Here is an 18,259-nt window from a genome sequence, read left to right on the forward strand (position 1 = left end):
AAGATCAGGGAGGTCATATGATGAAAGCGCTATTAAAGAAATCTTTAAGTCTGTTTCTGGCTCTGGGACTTGCGGGAAGTCTGGCTGCATGTTCGTCCGATTCGTCTGGCGGAGCACAGGGGGGAAGCAACGGTAAGATCAAGCTGACGCTGTGGGATCAATCGGTTGGTACAACAGACCCGTCAGCCAAACTGCTACCTGAGATTGTGGAGAAATGGAACAGCGAGCATCCCGATATCCAGGTTGAACGTACAGGCACAACAGGTGAACAATACAAAACGAAAGTGAAAACATCCATCGCAGCTGGTGAGTCACCAGACCTGTTCTACGGAATGGGTGGGGGTAGCTTCATGCAGCCCTATATTAAATCCGGTAATGTACTGGAGATTACAAGTTATCTGACTGATGATATCAAGGAACGTATGGGTCCCGGGATGGCAGAAGCGATCAATATGGATGGCAAAATCTATACGCTGCCTGTGTACACACACATCGCCAACCTTTACGTGAATACGGAACTGTTCGAGCAGGCAGGTGCCAAAATCCCGACTACATATAACGAGTTGCTGGATGCTGTCACCAAATTAAAAGCGGCTGGAATTACCCCAGCTGTGATTGGTGAGAAAGACCGCTGGCCGGGCATGTACTGGTACGACATGATCGCGATGCGCCAAGCGGGGAATGCGGCGGTGATCGAGGCGTTCAAGGATCCGTCCAAGTGGGATTCACCGGACTTTGTCGCGGCCGCTACCAAGATGCAGCAGCTGGCACAAGCCGGAGCATTCAACAGCAGTATGTTCAGTATGAGTTATGACGAGATGCTTGGCGCATTTAATGCAGGCAAAGGAGCGATGATGTTCCAAGCCAATTGGGTGAATGCAGGTATTGAAGACCCGTCTTCCTCGGCAGTCAAAGGCAAAGTGAAGGTGATTCCGTTCCCAGTATTTGAGGATGGCAAAGGCACTAGCACTGAAATCTTTGGCGGAGCCGTCGACGGTTTCTATATCAGCCAGACGACCAAACATCCGAAGGAAGCTACGGAATTCCTCATGTATCTGAGCGAGCAACTCGGCACACAAGGTTTCCTGGCGGGAGCGGGACTGCCAAGCTGGAAAACCGATTCACTCGACACCTCCAGCTTGTCTTCTCTCGATCTATCTGCGGCGGACATTATGAAAACAGCCACCTCGTTTATCGCCTGGTGGGATAACATTCTGCCAGCCGAGTCTGCGGAAGCACACAAAAATCTGATCGCACAGCTGCTGGCTGGTGACGTGACGCCAGAGGAGTTCTGCAAACAGATGGCGCAGCTGAAACCAACGGAGCTAAGTCTGTAGACTAAACAGGCAAGCAAGTATAGGCTTATGCTACGTGCGCGCTCATATACACTTGTAAACCATCAAAGTAATGCCCAAACGAGGCGTGATCCGGGATTTCCGGTCACGCCTTTGAGAGGAGAAGAGTCATGAACTCTGTATTTTCCAATAAAGGTACGATTGCCGTTTTTGTATTACCTACACTGATTCTGTTCTGCGGCATTGTGCTGATTCCGATCTTTGTCTCCAGTTATTACAGTCTGCTTGATTGGAATGGCGTGGGGAAAGGGGCGTTTATCGGCCTGGACAACTATGTGGAGATGTTCAAGGATACCCGAGTGATTAACTCGATCAAAAATTCCCTGCTATTTGCAGGTGCCTCTGTATTCATTCAGTTGCCAATCTCACTGGTGCTGGCGCTGATTCTGGCCTCTAACATCAAAGGGGAAGGCTTTTACCGAACTGTATATTTTATTCCTGTACTGATCTCCACGGTCGTTATTGCCCAGTTATGGTCGAAAATTTATAATGCCGATTACGGTCTGCTCAACGTGATGCTGCAAAACATTGGTCTATCCAGCTGGGCGCAGGATTGGCTGGGTCAGAAGGAGACGGCCCTGACGGCCTCCTTCATTCCAACGCTCTGGCAGTACATGGGATATCATATGTTGCTGATGTACGCTGGGGCAAAATCCGTTTCCCAGGATGTCTTAGAGGCGGCACGAATCGATGGTGCTTCCCGGATGCGTGTGGCGTGGTCCATTATGATCCCGTTGATGAAGCCGATTCTGAAGGTATGTCTTGTATTTTCGGTAATTGGGGCGTTTAAGGTGTTTGACCTGATCTATGTGCTGACAGGCGGCGGGCCATTTTACAGTACAGAGGTGCCGAGCACGCTGATGTACGCTACCATTTTTGACACGTTCCGGTACGGATACGGCAGTGCTATTTCTGTTTTTATTATCGTGGAATGTCTGGTGTGTACCATCCTTATTAATTCGTTGTTCAAGACAGAGTAGAGGGAGGGAAGACGTATGAGTACGGTTAACAATATCATGTTGCAAAAAAAGCCCCAGCCTCGGCGCTCCCTCACCGGAGCTATCGGCAAAGTGTTAATGCAGGCGTTTCTGATCCTGATCGCCGTCATTCAGATCTATCCGCTGATTTGGCTGGCCCTGTTTTCCCTGAAGGATAACAGTGAAATTTTCAGCGGCGACGTGGCAGGGCTACCCAAAGCCTTTCTGTGGAGCAACTATACCAAGGCACTGTCTGATGGGCATGTCCTGAACTATTTTATGAATAGCGTGCTGGTCACGGCGGTCTCCATTATTCTGGTGCTGATCCTGTCCTCGATGACGGGATACGCGATTACAAGAATGAACTGGAAGCTCAGTGGGCTGACGATGACGTTGATTCTGCTCGGAATGATGGTGCCGATTCATGCGGCGCTCCTGCCGTTATTTATTATTTTGAAAAACCTGAGTCTGCTCAACAGCTACTGGGCCTTGATCATTCCTTATGTAGCCTTCGGCATTCCGATGGCGGTCTTCATCCTGGGTAGCTTTTTCAAAGGTATCCCGAGAGAGATGGAGGAGTCTGCCGTTATCGACGGATGCGGGATTTACCGCACGTTTTTCTCCATTATCCTGCCTCTCGTAACTCCTGCGATCTCCACGGTAGCGATATTTACATTTTTGTCGTGCTGGAATGAGCTGATGTTTGCAGTCACGTTTATTAACAATACAGCGTATCAAACGCTGACGGTGGGCATGATGTCCATGGTTGGAACGTACATTACGCAGTGGGGCATCATTGGCGCGGGTCTAATGATTACAACCGTACCAACGGTTGTGATCTATCTGCTCCTGAACAAACAGGTGCAGAAGAGTATGATTGCTGGTGCGATTAAAGGTTAGCTTTTTGCTAGTGTGATTACTATATAAGTTCAACTATTTTTTACACAAAAACGGAAAGGACAGAAAAAATCTGGAAAAGCGAAGCTAAAAGCTTTCTGAAAGAAAGCTACATCGGAAGCATACGCCTCGCCTTTATCACCGGATTTTTCCTTTTAAAAAAGGGAATCAAAAAATCTGGGGATAACAGCGATTGGAGGGTTGTTCTGTCATTGGAGTGCTTGTGTAAACATATCAAGTTCAACTTATATGGACTAGACCCCAGCTTCCAGCCGTGGAATAATAAGGGGGAGTTGAACTGAGCAGTCAGAGAGGGGAATGTGGTTACATGATGGCGCAGTTAGTTGAGCAGGTATCTGTACAGGAAAAGGTTGTAGCTTTTACGTTTGATGATGGCCCGCATCCGGTGTATACCCATCAAGTGCTGGACATTTTCCGCCGTGCAGGCGGGCATGCAACGTTTTTCATGATCGGCAAGGAGATGGAAACATACCCGGACATTGCGGCACAGGTGCATCGTGAAGGCCATGAGATTGCCAATCATACATACACCCATCCGAACCTGACCGAGCTTACACTGGAGGAGGCCGGGGAAGAATTGCGGCAAGCAGAACGCCTTGTTCAAGAAGTCACGGGTGATGCTGCCCGCAGCTTCCGTCCGCCTTATTTTGGCGTGAACGGGGACATTCTAGCTCTGGCTGCGGAGCGGGGTTACCGGACGATCGGTGCGGTGAACGGCGGTGCACAGGATTGGGACAATCCCGGGGTTGAACACATTTTGGAACATACCCGTTCCGTGGTAAAACCCGGCAGTGTTTTGATCTTCCATGACGGATACGGTGATCGTTCCCAGACTGTTGAGGCTGTGCGTGTGCTGGTGGAAGAACTGACGGCAGAGGGATATCGCATGGTCACGGTGAGTGAATTGTTAAGAATGGCCGAGTGACATGCTTCTGTAAGCTGTAAAACAAATTGTCATAAAATAGAGCAGACCCATCATTTTATAGATTGATGGGTCTTTTTGTTGTGTAAATGGAGGTAGAACATCTCCCATGTGTTTTACTTTACTATAGAATCTACTCTATAATAGTAGGCTAAACTAGACTGCGTCAGGAGGAAGTTATGGATTTTATCAAAAAACAGTTAACGGAACTCGGTATGACTGAGCCTTCCCTTGGATACTTTTCCAGTGTAATTATGATTATCTTTATTGCACTGATCTCGATGATTGCTAATTATATCGCCAAACGACTTGTGCTTAAGGCCGTGCATCGGATTGTGAGCCATAACCGGTTCAAATGGGGGCATATCGTTGTCCAGAAAAAGTTGTTTCAGCGACTATCACACCTTGTACCGGCTATTATCATCTATTATACGGCTTACATTTTCCCGGGTTATCAGGCTTTGATTGAAAAAGCGGCCATGACCTACATGATTGTTATCATGATTACGGTGCTGAATGCATTGCTGAACGTGTTCGATGATATCTATCGTACCTATGAAGTGTCTAAAATCCGCCCGATCAAGAGTTATATTCAGGTGGCTAAAATAGTACTGTTTATCATTGGCGGTATCATTGTGATCTCCAGTCTGGTCGGACAGAATCCGTTAATCATCCTCAGTGGACTGGGGGCTTTATCAGCAGTATTGATGCTCATCTTCAAAGATTCCATTCTGGGTCTGGTTGCGGGTGTGCAACTGTCATCCAATGATATGGTGCGAGTAGGCGACTGGATTGAGATGCCGAAATACAATGCGGATGGCGACGTGATCGACATTACATTGAATACGGTGAAAGTCATGAATTTTGATAAGACGATTACCATGATTCCGAGTTATGCGCTGATCTCTGACTCATTCCGAAACTGGAGAGGCATGCAGGTTTCCGGCGGCAGACGGATTAAGCGGAGCATTTTTATTGATATTAGCAGTATCCGTTTTTGTGACGAAGAGATGGTGGCTGAGTTTGAAAAAATCCACTATCTCACCGATTATGTCACGTCGAAATTAAAAGAAATCGAAGCGTACAACGTAGAGCATCAGGTAAATCGGGAAAGCAACGTGAATGGCAGACAACTCACCAACATCGGTGTGTTCCGTGAATATATTCATCAATATTTGCGACATCATCCGAAGATCAATAAGGATATGACGATGATTGTGAGACAGCTTGCTCCGGAGGATCGCGGATTGCCTCTCGAAATTTATGCGTTCAGCAATGACACCAACTGGGCTGTGTATGAGAATGTGCAGGCAGATATCTTTGACCATATCTTTGCAGTTGCATCAACGTTTGGGCTGCGTGCCTTCCAGAATCCAACAGGGCATGACATTGTACAGCTCAAGGAAAATAAAGAATACGTGCGCGAATATTAATGGGGTATCCTATCCATCAAGCACTTTTTGGGAGTGACTCTCCAATTCTTGCATAGTTTCATGATGTAGCTATACAAATAGCTCCAGTAAGTAGCGCTAATATAGTTACACTACGTAGTTCAGAAGATATTTAGAATAGCCATGAACCTCTCCGGTTGATGGCTTTTTGTCTGTGATATAATAGGGCATATTTTAAGCACATAGTAATGAGGCGAGCATGGGAAGATGATGAGGAATGGTAACGTTTCCCCTGAAAATCGCTATTGCTTCAATACACAGGTGAAGAATAACTCACTTCATAGAATTCGAGATACAGTACACGTACAGACAGGGGGGATGTTGATGGAGAGGATAATAGATTGGAATGCTTATATCGAGCAGTGGAGTCGATCGGCAGTGCGGTTGCAAAGTATTCAGTCTTATCATGCACAACATGGGGCAGTTCCGGATCTGTCCGAGTTTGAAGCACATACTGGGTTTTTCTTTATTCTTACGCATGGAGAGATTGGAGTGAGGGTGTCCGGTGAATTTGTTCATTGCCGCTCACCTTACATTTTCTATGGAGGAGAGAACAAGAACACGATTTTTGAAGTGCCGGGTCACGATCAGGAATGGGCCGGATATCTGGTTTTATATACATTTTTACCTGTATCATCAGAGGGTCAGGAGAGGTTAACCCATTCTTATGGGTTTACACCAAACGCAATGCTGCCAATTCAGGAAAAATGTGAAGCGATGGAACGTCACTGGAATAGCAATGAGCTTTTAGATCGGCTACAAGCCCAATCACTCTTTTTACCGATGGTATACGAGGTTTTGAGCCAAAACCTCCAGACACTTGCACATACAGAGAGTGCTAAAATCAACATCGTGACCGACGCTATCAAATATATTAAAGCGAACTATATGGAGTCCATTACAGCGGAGAAACTGGCGGGCAGATATGATTGCAGCACGAGTTATTTATCGCGTTTATTCCGCAATCAGATCGGACTAGGGCCAATCGAATATCTGATTCATGAGCGTATTCACCGTGCCAAACAGCTGCTTCTGAAGTCGGATGCACGAATCCAGGACGTTGCCAGCAAGGTGGGTTATGCAGATGTATATTATTTCAGTCGATTGTTTAAAAAACACACTGGTCGTTCCCCACTTCAGTTCCGCGCAGAATATCAACAAGCAGCTCAGGTTCAGAATAATCCATTACATGGGTTGGAATCGTCCATTGTCTCCCCTCCTTTTGATTCCCATAATGAGAATGAGTCTTATTATCAATTGAGTGAGGAAGGGGATACATCCATGTTTCGATTTTCAAGGCCTGCTTTTGGAGCCATGATGGTATTATGTACATCGTTGATTCTTAGTGCATGTCAGGCAAGCAATTCCACAGGAGGGGCTGCGGCAGCTCAAGAGCCTGCAAGCCAAACAGCAACGGCGACCGCATCAGACAGTACTGCTGCGGAAACGAGAGTTTATAAACACTTAAAAGGCGAAACAGCCATCCCTGTGCACCCACAGCGTGTTGTTAGTTTCTTTCATCTGGGTGAGCTGATCGCACTTGGCGTGAAACCGGTGGGCACAACGACATATGTTCTGGACAACCCGCATATTAGCGACAAAACAGGCATTACCGATATTGGCATACCGCCAGATGCGGAGAAGATTCTGTCCCTGCAACCAGACTTGATTGTAACAACACCTGCATTAGCCGAGATTGTGGAGGGTGGGTATGATGCACTGAGCAAGATTGCCCCAACCATTGTGATCGAGCAGAATAATGAACCCATCAAAGATATAGAGATGTTTGGGGATATTCTCGGTAAACAGGAAGAAGCGAAGCAGTGGAATGAGAAGTTTAAAGCCAAAATTGCAGAATACAAAGCAAAAATCAGCCCTTATGTTCGTGCGGATGAAACGTTCTCTATACTAAACGTACGTCCAGATGCCCTTTTTGTATACGGAGATACGAATATGGGGGGCAATATTATTTATAAATATCTTGGATTGAAGCCGGCAGCCAAGGTAGAGTCGGACGTCATTCATGGCGAAACATGGGAGGTATCCAGCGAGGTGATTCCCGAGTTTATCGGTGACCATCTGTTCCTGGCTGTGAATAAGGGAGCGGAGGACAAGCTTAAAGACGTACAGAAGCTGGTCGATGCTTCACCAGCGGGGAAATCAGGCCATGTGTACTCTATTGATTTTGATCAGTTCCTTCCGAGTGACCCTATTGCGGTAGAGAAACAACTGGACATCATTACAGATCTAATTATAGGAGATGGCAGATAGAACGGGAGTTGCCTGAATTGATTCAAGCCGGCGTGAAGGGGTAGAATAACGAGAGAATGCTTTATATTTCCAGTGCTGTTCAGGAAAGATCATACCACCTTTTACAAAGGAGAGTTCTCGAATGAATCATATCCCGGAATACACGTTGAATGATGGCTTGAAAGTGCCTGCGATTGGATTTGGTACGTACAGTTTGAAAGGGGAAGCAGGGGTTCAGTCCATTGCGTCTGCGTTTGATGCAGGGTATCGCTTGATTGATACAGCGTATAACTATGAAAATGAAGCTACCGTGGGTAGAGCAATCAAACAAAGCTCCATTGCGAGAGAGGAACTGCTCATTACCTCCAAACTGCCTGGCAGATATCATGCCTATGACAAAGCGTTGGTCGCAATTCAGGAATCGCTGTATAGAGCCGATCTGGATTATTATGACCTATACTTGATCCACTGGCCTAATCCGAAGAAAGACATGTATGTGGAGGCATGGCAAGCTTTAATCGAAGCGAGAAAACGCGGATATATCCGCTCCATCGGTGTCAGCAACTTCCTGCCTGAACACAATGAACGGCTGATTCAGGAGACGGGCGTCGCACCAAGTCTGAATCAGATCGAGCTACATCCGTTCTTCGATCAAGCGAAGCAGCGGGAGCAGGATGCGAAGCATGGCATTGTGAACGAATCCTGGAGTCCTATCGGACGTGGGAATGATGCTTTACAGGACATTTTGAAGGACGAGAATATTGTTCGCATTGCAGAAACGCATGGCAAAACGCCTACACAGATTATATTGCGCTGGCATATTCAGCTTGGCTCTATTCCGATTCCTAAGGCAGGTTCCTTGCAGCATCAGCAGGAGAACATTAATATTTTTGATTTTGAGTTGAACGATGAGGAGATGCAGGTCATCGCTACGTTTAATCGTCCGGATGGAAGGTTATGGAATCAAGACCCGAGCGAGTATGAGGAGTTTTAAGAGATTACTGAGATTATTGAGCATTTAAAATAGAACGCATAGAAAAAGAGTGCCCTCGTCCATAAGGACAAGCGGCACTCTTTTACATATGGAACGATGTATCGGCTAGCATTTAACCAGATTCTCGGACTCGTCTATACACGGACATCATCTGGGCTGTACCGCTTTATGACAAGCCTGCTCAGCCAGATGCCTTATACGCGCGGGATACGGAACGTCAGAATCTCGTAAGGCTTGATATCAAAAGCAATACGCGCGTTTTCCACACGGCACTCCGCTTCAATGTTCTCCAGCAAATCACATGCGTACGCTGTGACGTCTGTTCCCTCGGGCAATTGCAGGGAGGCACGGCTGCGGCGGCCATGGGCTTCATAGACACGGATGATCATGTCATCATTGTCCTCGGCCTTTTTAATAACCTCTAGCACGACATTCTCCTGATCCACAGAAGCGAGCGACCATGTACCCGGCAATGTTCCAGTTTGTGAACCTACTTCCAGACCAACCAGTGGACGGTTAAGATCATAAGCTGCCTGGATAACTAGTCCCTCACGGAAATCACCCTGATGCGGATAGAGGGAGTAAGTGAACACATGCTGCTCTTTGTCGGCATTTTCGTTCGGATAGGTTGCGCTCTTGATCAGGGATAGACGCATCACCGAATTGTGAATGTCATATCCGTATTTACAGTCATTTAGCAGGGCAACGCCGTAGCCGCTCTCCGCCAGATCAGCCCACTTCTGACCACATACCTCAAAACGAGCCTGATCCCAGCTTGTATTGCGGTGTGTTGCGCGTTCTACGTTACCGTACTGGATTTCATAGACGGCTTTTTCACTCCAAATATCAAGTGGGAAAGCAGCTTTCAGCAACAAATGCTCCTGTTTCCAGTCTACGAAGGTACGGAAGTCGATCCGCCGTGTATGTGCGTAGAAAATGATAGTTTGTTCAACGACAGAGTCCAGGAATTGTCTTTTCACTTGAAGCACGGAACGTACCGGGCCGCTCTCTACCCATTCCATCGACTCTAGATCATTGATCTCCCACATATGTTGTTCGTAAAAATCATCAATGTTCCATGCCTCATACTCCGCAGGACGATCCTCGAATACTTGCAATACATTGCCGCGCTCACCGGATTGAAGCAGTTCACGCCCCTCCAGCTTGTCCCACACGGATACAAATTCAGCACTCTCATTCAGGCGAATATCATACCAAGGGGTCTCGATGGATTGCTGCTCCGACTGCCACTGGGCAACCGATACACCTGCACTGCCAAGATCAGCGGCGGCATCCGGTATGATGCGGAACGTTTTGTATCCTGATGCAGGCACGTTTTCGGCAAGGAACACCAATCCGCCTTCTGGTGTGTACTGACTTGGTACAGGACGATCTCCATCATGTACGGTTACTTTTTTCGCAAAAGCGGGCAGTTCCACCACATCTGTCCGCGCAAAGCCGGTACTGTTAAAGACAACAATGGCTTCACCATCCGACGTAATCTGGCTTACAATGCCGTTCAAGGCGCTGCTTTTCAACTCGTCCGTGACACGCAACACCTCTTCATATTGTTCCTGCGAATCGATGTATACCTGCTCAATGGAGCTGCCTGGCAAAATATCATGGAACTGGTTCAGCATCGTCAGCTTCCATGCGTGTTCCAATGCTTCGGTTGGATAGTCGGCTTGGGCATCCGCCTGACGTTGAATCATAGAGAACAGCTCGGCATCGGACAGTGCAAATTCACTGTGACGGTTATACTTTTTATTACGAGCCATGGACGTGTACGTACCGCGATGATATTCCAGATACAGCTCGCCCGACCAGCGCGGAACGGAACGTACGCCGTCTAAATTCTGCTCTAACTTTTCAAAAAAATCACGCACAAATGTACGTTTCACCGTGGGTACGCCGGGGAGTCCTTTTTCAAGCCGTCTGCCGTGCTCGAGCATTTCCTCCGTTGGTCCACCGCCGCCGTCTCCGAAGCCGAAGCATTGCAATACATCGGTGTTGATGGTTTTGTTCTGGTATCGCTGCCATGTTCCTTTCACTTGTGAAGCGTTAAAACGTCCGTTGTATGTGGTTTCGAAACGGTGCTTTCCGAATTCCGGATGTGGAATATAGTCTTTGGCCGTGATGAAATGTGTCAGAACCTCAGAACCGTCAATGCCTCTCCAATACATCGTATCGTTTGGAATCTGGTTCGTATCATTCCAGGCAATTTTGGTCGTCATAAAATAGTCGATTCCGCTCTTGCGCATAATCTGCGGCATCGCTGCGCTATAACCGAATACATCGGGCAGCCAGAGCACACGGTTCTCTACGCCGAATTCTTCCTTGAAGAAACGTTTGCCATAGATAATCTGACGGATCATCGATTCACCCGAGATCAGGTTACAATCCGCCTCCAGCCACATCGAACCTTCTGCTTCCCAGCGGCCTTCGGCCACTTTTTCTTTGATTTTCTCATATAAAGACGGGAAGTCGGCTTTCAAATATGCATAGAGCTGAGGCTGGGAGGACATGAAGGTGTACTCCGGAAATTTATCCATCAGATAGAGCACACTCGCGAAGCTACGGATAACCTTCTCACGTGTCTGATCCAGCGTCCACAGCCATGCCACGTCAATATGAGTGTGACCAATGCAGTGAACGGTCGGGATATGATCACTGTCGGGACGAGTCTCTCCATAGATATGGTTTTGCAGATACTCACGTGCTTTCAGTACGGATGCGTGAAAAGCTGCGCTGTTCTCTTGGCGTAAATCGAGCAGATTTACAGCTTCGTTCAGCTGTTCGATCAACTTCAGACGCTCCAGATCATCCTCGCGTAGCAGGTCTGCCGCATCCAGCGCAGCCTTCAGGTCATAATACAAATTCGAGACAGGCTCATGATGCTCGGCAATATATACGTTCAGGAAAACATCGGCTGCGGATGTACTACAGTAGGCATACAGCGCCAGTTCAAACTCTTCCCCTTTGAAAGCAGCAGGAGTCAGGTCAATCTCAGTATGATTCACATCCAGACCACAGATCAGTTCTCCGTTCAGGAACGCCAGAAATTGTGGGTTATCGTAGTTCCAAATATCTGTGGCACCGGTAACGATGGCGCAGACGACCTTTTTTCCCTCCAGATGGTCGGGAATGCGAATGCGGGTTTTGAAGCAGCTGTGTACATCTTTGCCGCCCCAGCCATCACCTTTGCGGAATACGTTCCATGAGGAAGGGTCTTCATGCACGAGATCCCATGTATGGTATCCGCTCTCTTTATGATAAAGCTCGGGTATATATGTCTTAGACGTTAATCGTGCACTTTCCAAGTGTTTCACAATCGTATGGATTCGAGTAGACAAGGAATTCAATTTCATATGTGTTTCCCACCTTGGTATTTAGTAAGTACAGGCTGTAAGGGCTACTTCAACAACAATAGAAGCTTCATTATTGAAAACGCTGACATTTTAACTTTATCATATCAAACGAAAAATGCTAGAAACTACGTAATGTATGCTGGAAATGCCGTATTTTTATTGCATTTCATGCTAAAATAGACGTATGAATGATTAGGGCGTGTCTTGAAATCTACTGAAGTGCATCTTTTACCCCCTTTTCGCCCCCTGCTACGTCACTTCCCCTTGACGTGCCCTGGCACGCCTGCGGGAAACTTCCTTGCTTGGAACGAAAATTCGGCAAAATCTGCTTTCTTCAGCGTTTTCAGACACGCCCTAGGGAAGGAGCATGTCCATGACATCATCGGTTTTGACATATGAGAAGGGATATGCGATCCATGTGAACCAGCCAGGGGATTCGCTTTATTATTACCTGGATTACGACGAGCGTTCGCATGACCTCAATATGGAATTTCAGCATTTTCATGATTTTTATGAAATTTGCATTCTGCTGGATCGGACCGCTGCACATATTATTGAAGGCAGTTTATACGAGATGCAGCCCTATGATATTGTGTTGCTTCGGCCTGCTTTGCTTCATAAAACCCAATATCCGAAGGGTGTGCCACCCAAAAGGTTAATGATTAATTTTGCTATGCCTCGCAGTTTACCTGGACTTGAGAACGGTTACAGCGAGCTGTTTACGATATTTAATGCGCAGGTTCCCATTTTCCGCTTCTCGGAAGAACGGCGTAAGGAAGTTCTTGCGCCCCTCAACGATATTTTTGCGATATCACAGCAGTTATCTCCTATTCAATCGGTAGCTATTCATCATAAATTTGTCGAGTTTCTATGTGGTCTTCATCGTTACGCGGCGGAGAATAGTTATGTCCGTGAGGAAAAAGGATCATCCATGACCCAGCGAATGTATGCTATTGCATCCTATATTCACAGTCACTATCAGCAGGAGATGTCGCTGGATGACGTGTCCAGACGATTTTATGTCAGCGCACATCATCTATCGCGCCAGTTCAACAAAGTCACAGGCTTCACGTTTACGGAATATGTGCAGATGACCCGAATTCGAAATGCCCAACAAATGCTGATACATTCGAGTGAGAAAATTACGGATATTGCTACCCAATGCGGCTTCACCAGCTTTTCGCAGTTCAATCGCATATTTAATAAGCAGAATGGAATGTCGCCAAGTGCGTATCGGCGTAGTAGACCTGCGCAGGATGAGCGAAATCTTGGGGAAATAAATACACTATAAAAAGGGAGAAGAGGAAGTGTTAAAATTATTCTAAATTACGGGTAATGAGAAAGTTACTTTAGCGATATATGATACAAAATAAAAAAGAGTGCTATCATCTTCTGGGGGAATCATTATGACCCATTTCAGAAGAGAGAAGCACTCTGTTGTTCTTAAATTAATATATGTACTAATGATATCAGGTATGAATGATTTAATCAAGTATAACAAAGGGGATTTAATTTCGAAATTGATCATCTTATAAAAAGAGTGCTAACATCATCTGGGGGAATCAAATATGACCCATTTCAGAGGAGAGAAGCACTCGGGTTCTATATATAGTTTAACCATATTCACCAAATAAATAATTGAAAATTTTAAGGAGTTGGGTATATGGATAGAAGCTTAGGTGCTAAAAAGTATTTCATAGAGGGTTTTAAGGAGTACATAAAAAATACGCATCGATCTTTATCAAAAATTTATACTCCAAGTATTAGAGAGTTACTATTAGATTATGTAGAGATTCATGAAGATATTATTTCAAATTTGGAGCTTGAAAAGCTTGGTAATGCTAGAAGGGAGCTTATTGAGGCAATACAATTCTACATTAAAAATTCAATATTGTTAGATGGTAGCCCCTTTACGAAAGAATTAAATTTACTGATGGTACAAATGAATAAAATAAATGAGAAGGAGATGGGCGAAAAGGCACTTAACTATTCACACGTTTATAATATTTGTAATTCTTTAATTAAAAAGATCGATTCTAGTAATATCTATTTGACTATAGTGGAACTAGTCAAGAATTATAGAAGTTTTATTGAGGCAGAAAAAGCAATACATTTTATTATTAATGAACTCATGTACGAAGGGTATTCTTTGAAATATCTAGATTCATGGGTCACAGAAAATTTGGGTTCCATAGAATTAAGTACAGAGAATGTGGATTTTATTTTAAATAAGTTTGGTAAGTTTAAAAAGAGTCAAGCCAAATACACTTATTATATTAATGTATATCGTAATGAAATTTTTAAAGAGGATGAGCTTTATATTGATTTTAATCTTTCATTGATCAAGAAAAATTTTGAAACATTAAATTTTGGTATAAGTAATGGAAAGCCAATAAAAGGATTTTTACAGATTTCAGAGGACTATCATGTTTGTGAGATTCAGGTTGAGTCTATGGATTACTTTAAAGGTTTGGAACAAATTTTAAGTTCCATTAATTCTTATTTTCAAATGATTGATTATGTAACAAATGAAAAAAAGAAACTTTATCAAGATAAAATTATATGTAAATTCCCTAATGGTTCATATAAAAAAATTAGAATAACAGATGATATCCCAGAAGATACTAAGATTCTATTCTCTAAGCTTGAAAACAGAGAACGTCAGGATGTTGAGGATTTTATTTTATATCGGGAACGAGTATTCTGTGAAAATATTAATTCACAAGAAGTATTTAATGTGCAGAGGGCATTAAATATCGTGAAGAGTCAACTTCACCAATCTGAAGAGAATAAGATCATAAACTTATGGGCGGTTCTGGAGTATATACTTACCTTTAAGGAAGCGGGCGGAAGTATTATTTCTAAAGTAAAAGATATCGTTCCTAAAGTAATATGCCTCTATATTATGAAGGATAAAATCAACAATTTCTGGAGCGGAATTTATGAATATAAAGATGAAAATATTGAAATTGTTAATGCTTTTATGGAATGTAAAAAGGAAAATGAAGAATATCAATATGATTTAAGTGCTCTTATAGATTTTATACTTAGAAAAGGCCATAGTCTTGCAAAAGAACTGGAGTTTAATAATAGTTTAGTAAGAGGTATCTCGGAAATCGGTCAATTCCTGACCGCACCCAAGAGATTAAATGAGTATCTGAATATAAAAATGCAAGAAATTAAACATGATTTAGTTAGAAGCTACAGAGCAAGAAATGTACTTATACATTCTGGTAAGGAAACACGTGCAAATTTAAACTTTAAAGCACTTCGACTATACTGTTATAACAATAACTTGCTTGGATTATTGATATATTATTTGTGCAAAAATCCACAATACAAAATAACAGAAGTATTGAATTCTATTGATTACACCTTTGAAAATTATATGGTGGGGTTACAAGAGGGTAATATTCCAAAAGAAGAAATTTGTAAACCAAATTATTTATTCATAGGATAATGATCTATAGTTTCTATAATTTTTAAAAATTTAAAAGAAGACCATATCTACTCGGTCTTCTTTTAAATTTATATAATAATGTAAAAGAGAATATGTTATAAATATAGTTTACACCAAATCTTTCGGTGCAAGCTCAATGGCGGAGCGAATAGCTGCCAGCATGCTTTTATCATCAGCGATATTTTTGCCAGCGATATCAAAGGCTGTGCCGTGGTCCACGGATGTGCGGATGATGCCGCCTTTCAGTCCAACCGTGATGTTTACGCCTTCCTCAATGCCCATCACTTTGATTGGGGCATGACCTTGGTCGTGGTAGCAGGCTACAACGATGTCGAAGTCGCCGCGGCCTGCGCGGAAGAAGAGTGTGTCCGCTGGCAGTGGACCAACGACGTTAATGCCTTCCTGCTGCGCACGCTCAATGCCGGGCTGCAACTTCTCTTCTTCTTCCCCGTTGCCGAATAGGCCGTTCTCTCCGGCATGAGGGTTAATCCCGCATACCGCGACGCGTGGATTGTCAAAGCCTGCTTTTTTCAACGTATCATGAGCCAGCTTCACAACCGTGTAGGTTCTTTCCGGGTTAATGCTCGCAATAGCATCAATCAGGCCCATATGAGTGGTCAAGTGAATGACGCGCAAGTTAGGCGTAGTGAGCATCATGGAGAAGTCCTCGGTGTCCGTCAGGTCTGCCAAAATCTCCGTATGGCCTGGATACAGATGACCTCCCAGATGCAGTGCTTCTTTGTTAAGCGGTGCTGTGCAGATCGAGTGAATCTGTTTCTTTTTCGCCAAATCAATGGCCTTCGCAAGAAACTGAAATGCCGCATCTCCCGCGACAGCTGACACTTTTCCGTACTCCAGATCAGCTGGAACAAAGTTCAGATCAATGACATCGACAGTACCGAATTTATACTTTGCTTCTTCTGGTTCCTGAATAGAATTCACTTTCAAGTTGGAGCCGATCACGGGTAGCACACGCTCCAAAATCTTTGCATCACCGATCACAAGCGGGTTGCACTGATCATATACCTCTTGATGTGCCAGTGCTTTCATAATAATCTCCGGTCCAATGCCTGCGGCATCGCCCATCGTAATACCTACTGTGGGTTTCATACGAGAATGCCCCCTTTTAATTTTTGAATCGCTCGGATAAAGACGTCCGGTTTGCCAAATCCGCCGGCTTTGGTAATCACATATAAATCTTCAATACCCATAAATCTGGAGATTGGCACGCCGATTTCGAGCTCGTCCAGCAGTTCGAATCCGCTAATATTCCATTTCAGACAAATCTGTTTGGCGGTATCACCGCCCGTCATGGATACTCCTTTGAAAAGTCCCTCTTCGAGCAATCTGGCGCATATTTCGCCTATCGCACGTACGATTTCGTTGCTGACTTGTGTGTGATTCAATCCGCGATTCTCACCTGTTGCCCGTGCCAGCTCAATATCGATGGATTCGGCAGTGGAGTAGAGCACAACATCTTCCCTCTCCAGCGCTTTGGTTCTAACCTCATCGTAGACACGTTCCATCTCCGCAGTACGATCTGCCTCTGCCGATACGGCTTTGAATGAATGAAACGATACGGACGCGATCCGAGACTGACGAAGCAAACGATACAACTGCTCACGAGAGTTTTTATTCACACTGCCCACGACGGTTAAGATGGGGCCGGTATTTTCCGGGATGGTGAGTGCGGCGGATTTGGATTCTAGCTCATAGTGAGCCGGTAGATAGTTCGCAATCCCTGCTGAACCCGCCCAAGCAAATGCATACGGCATGTCCCGTGTCATCTGCAAAATCTGCTCCAAATGTGCTTCCTCTGTGGAATCCACCAGTACATACGGAATGTTGTTTTGTTTGAACTGCTCCAGTTTGGCATGTAATTGCTTTTGTCCAGCTTCCAGATCACCAATTGTGATCTCGCCCACGCGGTATTCCGTCTGCTGTTTGAGCAGATCCGGCAGGTAAGAGAGCGTCACGGGTGTCTTCGGATCAAGAGCAATCTCTGTCTCCGCAAGTGGCACGCCGTTCAGATAATGAATACCCTCCCGAATGGTGCGGTTATTTTTCGGATATCCCGGGGCGATCATCATGAAATCAGGTTGTACAACATCATACACTGCATCGATCTCGATACCGATATTGCCTCGCATGGTGGAATCCATCTTTTTGAAAAGCGTATCGAACCCGTTCTCCGTCAGCAGCTTGGCTGCATGATACACGCGATTATAAGCTTCCTCTGCTGCAATAGAACGGCTATCCGTATCAAAAACAACGGTATCATAAGAGGCCAGTGAGGCCTCGTCCATATTAAATAGAACACTCGTCTTCAGGCCATGCCGGGCTAGCTGCACCCCGCTGTCATTGGCACCGGTCAAATCATCTGCAATAATGGCCAGTTTCATGCAGTCATCCCTCCTTTAGTTTTCGTTTGTTACATTAACCATATAAATTGAACCAAAGGTGTTTACACGGATCACTCCGATGACAGAATAACCTTCCAATCGCTGTTATCCCCAGATTTCTTGAATTCCTTTTCCAAAGGGGGAAATCCGGTGATAAAGGCG

Annotated in this window: 12 protein-coding genes; 9 read left to right on the forward strand and 3 right to left on the reverse strand. The window is 45.0% G+C overall.

Annotated elements, in window-relative coordinates:
- Nucleotides 1–17: 17 nt before the first annotated feature.
- From H7T88_RS20895 to H7T88_RS20925, 7 genes are all read left to right on the forward strand, one after another.
- Nucleotides 18–1,337, forward strand: a complete 1,320-nt coding sequence (locus H7T88_RS20895; RefSeq protein ID WP_253498698.1) for an extracellular solute-binding protein — start codon at nucleotides 18–20, stop codon at nucleotides 1,335–1,337.
- A 128-nt stretch (nucleotides 1,338–1,465) separates the two neighbouring features.
- Complete coding sequence (locus H7T88_RS20900) at nucleotides 1,466–2,335, forward strand: carbohydrate ABC transporter permease (RefSeq protein WP_154891546.1); 870 nt, start codon at nucleotides 1,466–1,468, stop codon at nucleotides 2,333–2,335.
- A gap of 15 nt (nucleotides 2,336–2,350) precedes the next feature.
- A complete protein-coding gene (locus H7T88_RS20905; protein ID WP_221790116.1) occupies nucleotides 2,351–3,232 on the forward strand; it encodes a carbohydrate ABC transporter permease in 882 nt (293 codons plus the stop codon).
- Between the two features lie 325 nt (nucleotides 3,233–3,557).
- On the forward strand, nucleotides 3,558–4,175 hold the full coding sequence (locus H7T88_RS20910) for a polysaccharide deacetylase family protein (protein ID WP_253498692.1): 618 nt from the start codon (nucleotides 3,558–3,560) through the stop codon (nucleotides 4,173–4,175).
- 176 nt (nucleotides 4,176–4,351) lie between these two features.
- Entirely contained in the window at nucleotides 4,352–5,605 is a 1,254-nt protein-coding gene (locus H7T88_RS20915; RefSeq protein ID WP_090924269.1) for a mechanosensitive ion channel family protein, read from the forward strand.
- A gap of 342 nt (nucleotides 5,606–5,947) precedes the next feature.
- Nucleotides 5,948–7,894, forward strand: a complete 1,947-nt coding sequence (locus H7T88_RS20920) for an AraC family transcriptional regulator (protein ID WP_221790117.1) — start codon at nucleotides 5,948–5,950, stop codon at nucleotides 7,892–7,894.
- Between the two features lie 121 nt (nucleotides 7,895–8,015).
- The gene (locus H7T88_RS20925; RefSeq protein ID WP_221790118.1) at nucleotides 8,016–8,867 is read left to right on the forward strand and encodes an aldo/keto reductase; all 852 of its coding nucleotides are present in this window, start codon (nucleotides 8,016–8,018) and stop codon (nucleotides 8,865–8,867) included.
- A 194-nt stretch (nucleotides 8,868–9,061) separates the two neighbouring features.
- On the opposite strand, the gene H7T88_RS20930 is transcribed toward H7T88_RS20925, so the two are convergent.
- Complete coding sequence (locus H7T88_RS20930) at nucleotides 9,062–12,235, reverse strand: alpha-mannosidase (RefSeq protein ID WP_221790119.1); 3,174 nt, start codon at nucleotides 12,233–12,235, stop codon at nucleotides 9,062–9,064.
- A gap of 373 nt (nucleotides 12,236–12,608) precedes the next feature.
- Here H7T88_RS20930 and H7T88_RS20935 point away from each other — a divergent pair, with 373 nt between their 5' ends.
- Both H7T88_RS20935 and H7T88_RS20940 read left to right on the forward strand, forming a co-directional pair.
- Nucleotides 12,609–13,526 carry an AraC family transcriptional regulator gene (locus H7T88_RS20935; protein WP_221790120.1) on the forward strand — a complete coding sequence of 306 codons (918 nt, stop codon included), beginning with the start codon at nucleotides 12,609–12,611 and terminating at the stop codon, nucleotides 13,524–13,526.
- Nucleotides 13,527–13,898: 372 nt separating this feature from the next.
- Nucleotides 13,899–15,695, forward strand: coding sequence for a hypothetical protein (locus H7T88_RS20940; RefSeq protein ID WP_221790121.1), 1,797 nt, complete (start codon nucleotides 13,899–13,901; stop codon nucleotides 15,693–15,695).
- Nucleotides 15,696–15,803: 108 nt separating this feature from the next.
- Here H7T88_RS20940 and pdxA read toward each other — a convergent pair whose 3' ends face one another.
- Both pdxA and H7T88_RS20950 read right to left on the reverse strand, forming a co-directional pair.
- Complete coding sequence (gene pdxA / locus H7T88_RS20945; RefSeq protein WP_221790122.1) at nucleotides 15,804–16,805, reverse strand: 4-hydroxythreonine-4-phosphate dehydrogenase PdxA; 1,002 nt, start codon at nucleotides 16,803–16,805, stop codon at nucleotides 15,804–15,806.
- A complete protein-coding gene (locus tag H7T88_RS20950; RefSeq protein WP_221790124.1) occupies nucleotides 16,802–18,097 on the reverse strand; it encodes a four-carbon acid sugar kinase family protein in 1,296 nt (431 codons plus the stop codon). The genes pdxA and H7T88_RS20950 overlap by 4 nt, the downstream gene beginning before the upstream one ends.
- Between the last annotated feature and the right edge of the window lie 162 nt (nucleotides 18,098–18,259).

The organism is Paenibacillus cucumis (ex Kampfer et al. 2016), assembly GCF_019748695.1.
Taxonomy (GTDB): domain Bacteria; phylum Bacillota; class Bacilli; order Paenibacillales; family Paenibacillaceae; genus Paenibacillus; species Paenibacillus polysaccharolyticus.

What these genes read in the sequence shown, in the direction of transcription:
- H7T88_RS20895 (WP_253498698.1), top strand. Translation starts at nt 18, where the DNA reads ATGATGAAAGCGCTATTAAAGAAATCTTTAAGTCTGTTTCTGGCTCTG.
- H7T88_RS20900 (WP_154891546.1), top strand. Translation starts at nt 1,466, where the DNA reads ATGAACTCTGTATTTTCCAATAAAGGTACGATTGCCGTTTTTGTATTA.
- H7T88_RS20915 (WP_090924269.1), top strand. Translation starts at nt 4,352, where the DNA reads ATGGATTTTATCAAAAAACAGTTAACGGAACTCGGTATGACTGAGCCT.
- H7T88_RS20940 (WP_221790121.1), top strand. Translation starts at nt 13,899, where the DNA reads ATGGATAGAAGCTTAGGTGCTAAAAAGTATTTCATAGAGGGTTTTAAG.
- H7T88_RS20920 (WP_221790117.1), top strand. Translation starts at nt 5,948, where the DNA reads ATGGAGAGGATAATAGATTGGAATGCTTATATCGAGCAGTGGAGTCGA.
- H7T88_RS20930 (WP_221790119.1), bottom strand. Translation starts at nt 12,235, where the DNA reads ATGAAATTGAATTCCTTGTCTACTCGAATCCATACGATTGTGAAACAC.
- H7T88_RS20950 (WP_221790124.1), bottom strand. Translation starts at nt 18,097, where the DNA reads ATGAAACTGGCCATTATTGCAGATGATTTGACCGGTGCCAATGACAGC.
- pdxA (WP_221790122.1), bottom strand. Translation starts at nt 16,805, where the DNA reads ATGAAACCCACAGTAGGTATTACGATGGGCGATGCCGCAGGCATTGGA.
- H7T88_RS20925 (WP_221790118.1), top strand. Translation starts at nt 8,016, where the DNA reads ATGAATCATATCCCGGAATACACGTTGAATGATGGCTTGAAAGTGCCT.
- H7T88_RS20905 (WP_221790116.1), top strand. Translation starts at nt 2,351, where the DNA reads ATGAGTACGGTTAACAATATCATGTTGCAAAAAAAGCCCCAGCCTCGG.
- H7T88_RS20935 (WP_221790120.1), top strand. Translation starts at nt 12,609, where the DNA reads ATGACATCATCGGTTTTGACATATGAGAAGGGATATGCGATCCATGTG.
- H7T88_RS20910 (WP_253498692.1), top strand. Translation starts at nt 3,558, where the DNA reads ATGATGGCGCAGTTAGTTGAGCAGGTATCTGTACAGGAAAAGGTTGTA.